The organism is Paenibacillus sp. ov031 (assembly GCF_900143165.1).
GTDB classification, from domain to species: Bacteria; Bacillota; Bacilli; order Paenibacillales; family Paenibacillaceae; genus Paenibacillus; species Paenibacillus marchantiae.
In genome coordinates this window covers 630,013-638,981 of record NZ_FRDO01000004.1, presented here as the reverse complement: position 1 = coordinate 638,981, position 8,969 = coordinate 630,013, and the positions used below count along the sequence as shown (strand labels likewise).

Below are 8,969 nucleotides of genomic sequence, written 5' to 3'. Positions count from 1 at the left end.
CGGGATGTAGCTCAGCTTGGTAGAGCACCTGGTTTGGGACCAGGGGGTCGCATGTTCAAATCGTGTCATCCCGATCTCAAAAAATACGGATTATCTATTTATAGATAGTCCGTATTTTTATTTTTCTTTAAAAGTTAATTCTATTTTATGCAATCACAACCTCTTAATTCATGGCAACCTTTAATAAGGTATAAATAATATAGATCTCATCCTGTTTAAGCTCAAGCGCAAAGTATTGCTGGTGCCTTAGGTTAATTTTGCATAAACCCCAGTTCTTTCGGTCACAATAGGTTTAAAAAGTGATAGAAGGGGTTCATGTGAACACGTTTAACTTCAAAAAACAATTTAAGAGACGCTGGCGTCGATGGAAAAGAACAGTGTGGATGACTGCAGCTTTGGTTGCCGTAGCTATACTGGCTTACAGTGGTTTGCCGATTTCTTCTGCGATTGAGCGTTTATTAACGACCAATTTCAGTGAGGCTGTATCTGTAATGGGACCTGCTGCGAGTGAACAAAGGTCAGAGCAAGAAATTCAGACTTTGATGGAACAACTCGGGTCTGATCCGGACCGTTTAACGAGTGTTGTATTGGAGACGCAATATATCTGTGGGGTAGAAACGGAACAATTAGGTAAGATGGCGATTCCTCAATTGAAGATGCTGCTCGTTCAACATCCGGATTGGGGTGCTCAGGTTGAATCGGCAGAAGTGTTACGCATTAAGCAACATGTGGATGATCTTTCTCCATTATGTAAAGAGCAGGCGTATATTAGCATAGATGCTGTGGGTAATCTCAATCTTTATGAAGGACGGCCCACAGAAGAGAAAGTCATCCGTACTTTTTTTCAAATGGACGTAGGCACGTTAGAGACATCATTGCCTGAAGGTGTGTTGGAGCAATTGCAGCAGGGTATTCGTATTCAGGACAAGGATGAGTACGACAGTGTAATCTCTACGTTCAGCGATTATGCGGTGGATGAGGCCAATAAAGAAATCCGTAATGGCGGATAAAAGAACAGGCTGATCTGCATTGAGTGGATCTGTTTACATCCAGTAGAGGAGAAGTTTCTGGTGGAAGGATATTCGTAGGTCATATAACATACGAGGGGAAACGAAGGACATCGAAAGATGTCCTTTTTGTCGTTCCATGACCGATACACCTGAATATAGGAGATAAAGATTGTAGGTTATTCACGAATTGAGGCGAGTATATGGAAGGACAAAGTTTTTCCTGCCGTAGGGCCTATCTTTTGTTATAATGAAATGAACGATACATATGTTCGCTTTTGTAAGGGAGAGATGGATTTGCGTTTTTTGGGAATTGACCCGGGGATTGCGATTGTCGGTTTTGGTTTTGTGGATAAAATCGGCAGTAAGGTAACACCTGTACAATATGGCTGTATTCAGACAGAAGCTCATACCCCTGAAGAGGAACGGCTGCTTCATGTATATGAGGGCATGGTACAGCTGATTGATAAATATAAACCGGACGCGGTAGCACTGGAGAAACTTTTTTTCAATCGTAACGTCACAACAGCGATGTCTGTAAGTCAGGCTAGAGGTGTTATGGTACTGGCTGCTGCCCAGAAGGGACTGCCTATTGCCGAATATACGCCGATGCAAATTAAGCAGGCGATTGTTGGATACGGAAAAGCAGAGAAGCGGCAAGTGCAGGAGATGGTCAAAATGTTTTTACGTTTACAGGTGATTCCGAAGCCGGATGACGTAGCAGATGCTTTGGCTGTAGCAGTGTGTCATGCACACTCATATACATTAAACTCTAAGTTGAATGAGGTATTGCGAAAATGATTGATTTCCTAAGAGGACAGTTCGTACATCTGGAAAATGAATATATTGTGCTTGATGTACATGGCGTTGGTTATCGTGTATTCTGTCCGAATCCTTTTGCATTTGCGAAGCAAGAAGGCGAAATTATGGTGTATACCCATCACCATGTACGTGAAGATGCGATGTTGCTGTTTGGTTTTGGGACTCGTGAAGAACAGAAGTTATTTCGCAAGCTGATCGAGGTATCAGGTATTGGACCCAAAGTTGCTCTGGGTATACTCGCTGGCGGTACGCCGGACCATGTCGTGACTGCAATTTATCAAGAGAATCTGACGTTCCTGACCAAACTGCCGGGGATTGGTAAGAAAACAGCGCAGCGTATGATACTGGACCTTAAGGACAAATTGGATGGTTTCGGTGCTGCCACGTATGCAACAGGTTTGTTTGCTCCTCCTTCGGAAGAAGCAGGAAGCGGCTCTGCCTGGGATGAGGCACGTGAAGGTCTTAAGGCGCTGGGTTATACCGACAGTGAACTGGATAAAGTATGGCTCAAACTGAAGAAAGAGGTTACTTCGGCCGATTCTGTTGATGTGTTGATGAAACGGGCACTGCAAATGCTGTTTACGGGATAATTAATTTTGCCTCTATAATAGAGCAGTAAGCCGCATAAAAAAGGTAGGGATGAACATGGATGACCGGATTATTTCCGCGAACCTGATGATGGAGGATCAAGCTGTGGAGCTTAGCCTTCGTCCCCGGTATTTGAATGAATATATCGGGCAGAACCAGGTCAAGGAGAATTTGAAAATATACATTGAAGCCGCCAAGATGCGCAATGAGGCGCTCGATCATGTGTTGTTATATGGCCCGCCTGGACTGGGTAAAACAACACTTGCCAATATCATTGCCAATGAATTGGGTGTTAACTTACGTACAACATCGGGACCGGCGATTGAACGCCCAGGTGATCTAGCTGCATTACTTACAAACCTGCAAGAAGGGGATGTCCTGTTTATTGATGAGATTCATCGCCTTCATCGGACGGTAGAAGAAGTGATGTATCCCGCCATGGAAGACTTCGCGTTGGATATCATGATCGGAAAAGGGCCAAGTGCCCGCTCCGTACGTCTTGATCTGCCATCCTTTACGCTGATTGGTGCTACAACCCGTGCAGGCTTGCTTTCTGCGCCTCTCAGAGACCGGTTTGGTGTTATCAGTCGACTGGAGTTCTACACGGTGGATGAGCTGGCCTACATCGTCTCACGGGCCTCAGAGATTCTAGGGGTGGAGATTGTTGGTAATGCCGCCGAAGAGATCGCATTGCGCTCCCGTGGGACACCGAGGATTGCCAATCGACTGCTAAAAAGAGTGCGTGACTTTGCCCAGGTACGGGGTGATGGTATCATCACACAGGCTCTGGCGGAAGAAGCGCTGCAACGTCTTCAGATTGATCCGCGTGGTCTGGACGAGATCGATCATAAAATGCTCAAATCAATGATTAACAGTTTCCGGGGAGGCCCTGTGGGTCTGGATACGATTGCCGCTACGATTGGTGAGGAGAGTCAGACCATTGAGGATGTCTACGAGCCTTATCTATTGCAGATTGGCATGCTTCAACGCACACCGAGGGGCAGAATTGTAACGGACCTGGCCTATCATCAACTGGGTTTGCCAGTTCCACCGAGAGACGCCAAATAATTGTGACTATATATCAATGAGATTCATCTTAATATACAACTTGGGACAAACAGGGAGAGGAGACTGATCGTGAAAGCAATACAAACAAGGAAGTGGAGTCGGCGTTTGAAGGTGTTGGCTGCAGCTCTGTTGACGGTAGGATGCCTGCAAGTGCCGGTTTATGCCGCTGAAGGTGATGGGCAGATGATCCGGGTAGCCATGTTTGCGAACCTGGGAAGTACGTATAAATCGACAACACCACTGATTACGCTTGAGTCGAGTGGAAAATGGAATATTGGTTCGGAAAGCGGAGCAAGTATAACTCTTCCAGCAGGACAAATCCGTTTCAGTGCGGATGGATTCCGCGTCAAAGTGTTGGAAACAGGGGATTTCAAAACGGCAGCAACAGCCGCAAAATTGTTGCAGGCCACTAGTGATAAACCGTTGTTGTTTACAACGTCTCTGAATGGTAAAGCGACCTATCAACTCTACACCGGAAACTATGCAACAGAGGCGTTGGCTGGACAAGCGGTAGCACGTGTACAAAAAGTGGCTGCAGCCCAACTAGGTGGACAAAAACCAGCGGTGACGGGCAGCAAGCGTCTGTCTGCAGGAGTCTACAGCTCACTTCCAGAGGCAGAAGCGGCACAAGCATCCCTTTCATCGGCAGGAGTTAGTTCCTATACGGTGCTTCAACTGGATGGAGGGAGTCAAGGGTATGCTGTATGGGTGGGAGAAGCCTCATCAGATGCTGATCTGTCTGCATTCAAAAAAAGTGTGGAAGCCAGTGTTCCAGGAGTAAACCTGTCTCCGGTAAATAGTAATAGTGCTGCGCTTATCATCCGCCAGGATGCCGGGTTAAGCACGGATACACTTAAAACAGCTCCGCATTACACTATTGCCGGCAGTGAGGCCAAGGCGTTTGTGCAAGGAGACGGTAGTGGAATCAAAGTGGTGGAACGTTCCGGACGGACATATCGCGGTGACATGGAAATTAGCATTGTAAGCGGGGATTTGGCTTTGGTTAATGTAGTTCCACTGGAGCAATATTTATACTCTGTTGTTGGTGCAGAAGTGTATTCATCCTGGCCAGCAGAAGCGCTGAAAGTACAGGCTGTCGCTGCACGCTCTTATGCGCTTCAACAGGGAGATCGTTTTAAAATTGCCAACGTTGTGGATACCACGCTCAGTCAGGCGTACAACGGAATGGGTTCAGAGAATGATAAAGTCTCCAGCGCGGTTGATGCTACTTCTGGAGAAGTCATCAAGAGCGGTGGTAAAATCGTAGAAGCTGTGTTCTCTTCCAATGCAGGGGGACAGACTGCTCACCCATCCGAGGTATGGAATGGGGGCGCGGATGTGTTCATTAATGTAGATAGTCCTGGAGATACATCGGCTCAAGCTGGATTACAGACATGGTATCATGTGCTGTTAAGTACAGGAGTCAGCGGATATATCCGCGAGGATAATGTAAAAGATTTAACGACCAAAACGGATGCGGGTTTAGCCAAAGTGACGGTTACTGCCCAAAATACCAATGTGCGTTCCGTTCCGTTAATTCAATCCAATGTTGATCCGGTAGCGAAAATGAATCCAGGCAACGAGGCTGTTGTTCTGGCCAAAGTGCCGCAGTCCAACGATTATGCTTGGGTAAGAGGGCCATTCACGTCAGCCCAGTTGGTTAAAACCCTGCAGGGTAAAACGACTTCTACTGTTCCATCTTCGATCTCAACGCTCGAAGTGACCAAGCGTGGGCCATCAGGAAGGGCACTTGAAGTTACAGCCAACGGCCAGCCCATGACGGTAAAATATGCAGATACATACCGCTCTGCTTTAGGTGGATTACCGAGTACTTTATTTGATATTGCAGGGACCGGAAGTTATACTGTATTAGGCGCTGACGGCAAAACAGCAAGCAAAACCGGCTCACAGGGTGCTGCTGTACTATCTGCCTCGGGCACAGGAACTTCATCCGGTAATGCTCTTGTGGTTATGAGTGGTGATGGTCAAGCTCGAGCTGTAACTCAGGGCCAAAGCTTCATGATCATCGGTCAGGGTAATGGGCACGGATTAGGTTTGTCCCAATGGGGTGCCAAAGGCATGGCTGATGAAGGGTATGATTACCAGGCAATATTGAAACACTATTATCAAAATGCGACTATTGTTAAGGAATGAATCTAATATGAATGTGAACTTATATGATTTTGAATTGCCGGAGCAATTAATTGCACAGACGCCACTGCTTGACCGCACGGCGTCCCGGTTGCTTACCTTAAATAAGGAAAGCGGTGAGGTTAACCATCACACGTTTCCTGATATTATCGACTTCCTTCAGCCTGGAGATACACTGGTGTTGAATGATACACGTGTTCTTCCAGCGCGTTTGTTCGGAACCAAAGAGGACACGGGGGCAAAGGCTGAAGTGCTTCTGCTCAAAAACGTGGAGGGCGATCGTTGGGAAGCTTTGGTTAAACCAGGCAAGAAGCTGAAAGCCGGTTCGGTTATCGTTTTTAGTGACGAGCTCAGGGCAGTCATTGATGAGGAAGGCGAAATGGGTGCGCGTTTGCTTACGTTCTCCTATGATGGGATTTTTCAAGAGATACTGGATCGTTTGGGTGAAATGCCGCTGCCTCCTTATATCAGAGAGACGCTGGACGACCGCGAAAGGTATCAAACGGTATATGCGAAACATGAAGGATCGGCCGCTGCCCCGACAGCAGGATTACATTTTACAGATGAATTGCTAAACCGGATTCGGGATAAAGGCGTTAATGTAGCTTTCATCACGCTTCACGTTGGACTCGGAACATTTCGGCCTATGTCAGTTGACAAAGTTGAAGAGCATGTCATGCATGAGGAATACTATTCTTTGTCTCAAGAGACGGCGGATCTAATTAATGAAACGAAAAAACGTGGCAACCGTATATTTGCTGTAGGAACGACAAGTTGTCGAACACTTGAAACGGTAGGAAGCAAGTTTGAAGACGGGCAGTTGCAAGAGAGCAGCGGCTGGACCAAAATCTTTATCTATCCGGGATATACTTTCAAAGTAATCGACGGGATGCTTACGAATTTTCATCTCCCCAAATCCACATTGGTCATGTTGGTCAGTGCGCTGGCGGGTAGAGAACAAATCATGCATGCATATGAGGAAGCAATTAAAGAACAATATCGTTTCTTCAGCTTTGGCGATGCCATGTTGATTTATTAAGATATGAAGGTATTACGATTAATTTTTAGAGGATGATTAAAACCAATGGCAGCAATTACGTACGAACATATCAAAACCTGTAAACAATCCGGAGCTCGTTTGGGACGTGTACATACACCTCACGGTATTATTGAGACACCAACCTTCATGCCTGTAGGAACACAGGCCACGGTGAAGACGATGAGTCCCGAAGAACTGAAAGAGATGGATGCACAGATTATTCTGAGCAATACTTACCATCTGTTCCTGAGACCTGGCCATGAAATTATTCGTCAGGCAGGCGGATTGCACAAATTTATGAACTGGGATCGCCCGATTTTGACTGACAGTGGCGGGTTCCAAGTGTTTTCTCTGAGTGAGATGCGCAAAATTACGGAGGAAGGCGTTAACTTCCGCTCCCATCTAAACGGAGATAAAAAATTCCTCTCGCCCGAAGTGGCAATGGAAATCCAGAATGCACTGGGCTCCGATATTATGATGGCATTTGATGAGTGCCCGCCTTATCCGGCTGAGTATGAATATGTGAAAAAATCACTTGAAAGAACGAGCCGCTGGGCAGAACGTTGTCTGGAAAGTCATGCTCGTCCCAATGATCAAGGGCTGTTTGCTATCGTACAGGGAGGCATGCATGAAGATCTTCGTCGCCAGAGCGCGGCAGATTTGACTTCCATGGATTTCCCGGGTTATGCTATTGGTGGACTGAGTGTTGGAGAACCGAAACATTTGATGTATGGTGTATTGGATTACACAATTCCTTTGTTGCCGTCCAATAAACCACGCTATCTAATGGGTGTTGGTTCACCCGATGCATTGATTGAGGGATCGATTCGCGGTGTGGATATGTTCGATTGTGTTCTGCCTACCCGAATTGCCCGTAACGGAACAACGATGACCAGCCAAGGACGTCTGGTAGTTCGTAATGCCAAGTTTGCAACTGATTTTGGGCCACTAGACCCTGAATGTGATTGCTATACTTGTCGTAACTATTCAAGAGCCTATTTGCGTCATTTAATCAAAGCGGATGAAACGTTTGGCTTACGTTTGACGACCATCCACAATCTTCATTTCTTGCAGAATTTGATGCGCAATGTGCGTAAAGCCATAATGGAAGATCGTTTGCTTGATTTCCGGGATGAATTTTTCGATCAATATGGTCTTCATGACAATGACAAAGGTTTCTGACCAGGTTTTTGCGGAACCGAAGTAACAAGCATTATCTGTACGTATAGTCGATAAGGGGGAATTTTACATGTTTCAGGCAATGACTGCATCAGCAACTCCAGCTGGCGGTGGAATTGTATCTTTGATTGTACCCTTGGTACTCATGGTTGCAATTTTTTACTTCTTGATGATTCGTCCACAGAACAAAAAACAGAAGCAACGTAATTCCATGTTAGGACAATTGAAAAAAGGCGATAAAATTGTTACAATCGGCGGTCTTCACGGAACGATTGCTGAAATCACGGATGATGTGGTTGTATTGCGTGTAAACGATGTTACTAAACTGACATTCGATCGTAATGCAATTAGCAGTGCAGTTGCACGTGAAACGGCTGAATAAATCATAGATGTTCAAAAAGCCTGTAAGGCTATGAGTACGTTTGCAGCGTATTTTTCACTATCAGAGAACTGGATCTCCATGGAGACCCGGTTCTCTTTTTCTTTTTCTCAAATAACCGTTACACCCCGATCTTCTATGATCTTCGTGTGTTGACTCCAAATATACCGCCTAGTGCAGAAATCAGAAATGCACTTGCAAGCTGCAGACTGTCTTTCCAATTGAACGAGGCGTCGAGTGCCAGAAACCCAATCAGCAATACAATAAGTCCGTAGACGATTCCGGTAATACCTCCGTGGTACCATCCTCGCTCACCTGACCTCTTGCCAGATACAAAGCCACCAACCAGCAAGGACAAGCCATGAACAACGTACGTATACAGGGAAAGATCCTGTTCCCGCATTCCGGTCATCCAGAGAAAGAAGGATAGAATCAGTGCGCCTAACATCATCCACACAAAAGCATGACAGAGGCCCGAAAGAATCGGGTTAGACATTCGAAATGAAACCATTCGGCGAATCAACTGCATGAAGCGACCCCCTTGTACAAGTTTGAAATTAATACAGTGTATGGTCAAGCCCTCTGACTTATGAACTGAATTTTCCATTAAATGAACGGATTATATTTGCATGAGCATGTGAGCTTCAGGCCAAAATAGGGATTACGCTTCAGGTACCTGTATAAAATTCAGATCCGAAGGAGGAACCCTGTTGTGAATTTCTCAGATGTCGGAGCA

9 protein-coding genes and 1 tRNA gene are annotated in these 8,969 nt (G+C 45.9%); 9 read left to right on the top strand and 1 reads right to left on the bottom strand.

The features are described 5' to 3' along the window. The 9 genes from BUA17_RS20350 (at nucleotide 1) to yajC (ending at nucleotide 8,236) form a co-directional block, all read left to right on the top strand. Nucleotides 1–74 (top strand) — tRNA-Pro (locus BUA17_RS20350). A 243-nt stretch (nucleotides 75–317) separates the two neighbouring features. Beyond that, complete coding sequence (locus BUA17_RS20345; protein WP_072734777.1) at nucleotides 318–1,010, top strand: BofC C-terminal domain-containing protein; 693 nt, start codon at nucleotides 318–320, stop codon at nucleotides 1,008–1,010. A 294-nt stretch (nucleotides 1,011–1,304) separates the two neighbouring features. Continuing rightward, the gene (gene ruvC / locus BUA17_RS20340; protein WP_053779097.1) at nucleotides 1,305–1,808 is read left to right on the top strand and encodes a crossover junction endodeoxyribonuclease RuvC; all 504 of its coding nucleotides are present in this window, start codon (nucleotides 1,305–1,307) and stop codon (nucleotides 1,806–1,808) included. After that, nucleotides 1,805–2,419 carry a Holliday junction branch migration protein RuvA gene (gene ruvA, locus BUA17_RS20335; RefSeq protein ID WP_072734776.1) on the top strand — a complete coding sequence of 205 codons (615 nt, stop codon included), beginning with the start codon at nucleotides 1,805–1,807 and terminating at the stop codon, nucleotides 2,417–2,419. The genes ruvC and ruvA overlap by 4 nt, the downstream gene beginning before the upstream one ends. Nucleotides 2,420–2,474: 55 nt before the next feature. Continuing rightward, on the top strand, nucleotides 2,475–3,485 hold the full coding sequence (gene ruvB, locus BUA17_RS20330; protein WP_072734775.1) for a Holliday junction branch migration DNA helicase RuvB: 1,011 nt from the start codon (nucleotides 2,475–2,477) through the stop codon (nucleotides 3,483–3,485). Nucleotides 3,486–3,551: 66 nt separating this feature from the next. After that, on the top strand, nucleotides 3,552–5,639 hold the full coding sequence (locus BUA17_RS20325; RefSeq protein ID WP_072734774.1) for a SpoIID/LytB domain-containing protein: 2,088 nt from the start codon (nucleotides 3,552–3,554) through the stop codon (nucleotides 5,637–5,639). A 7-nt stretch (nucleotides 5,640–5,646) separates the two neighbouring features. Then, nucleotides 5,647–6,675, top strand: a complete 1,029-nt coding sequence (gene queA / locus BUA17_RS20320) for a tRNA preQ1(34) S-adenosylmethionine ribosyltransferase-isomerase QueA (protein WP_072734773.1) — start codon at nucleotides 5,647–5,649, stop codon at nucleotides 6,673–6,675. 45 nt (nucleotides 6,676–6,720) lie between these two features. Then, a complete protein-coding gene (gene tgt / locus BUA17_RS20315; protein WP_064635839.1) occupies nucleotides 6,721–7,857 on the top strand; it encodes a tRNA guanosine(34) transglycosylase Tgt in 1,137 nt (378 codons plus the stop codon). Between the two features lie 67 nt (nucleotides 7,858–7,924). Then, nucleotides 7,925–8,236 (top strand): preprotein translocase subunit YajC, encoded by a 312-nt coding sequence (gene yajC, locus BUA17_RS20310; RefSeq protein WP_072734772.1) that lies wholly within the window; start codon nucleotides 7,925–7,927, stop codon nucleotides 8,234–8,236. Between the two features lie 133 nt (nucleotides 8,237–8,369). On the opposite strand, the gene BUA17_RS20305 is transcribed toward yajC, so the two are convergent. Beyond that, entirely contained in the window at nucleotides 8,370–8,762 is a 393-nt protein-coding gene (locus tag BUA17_RS20305; RefSeq protein ID WP_053779103.1) for a TIGR04086 family membrane protein, read from the bottom strand. Nucleotides 8,763–8,969: the final 207 nt, after the last annotated feature.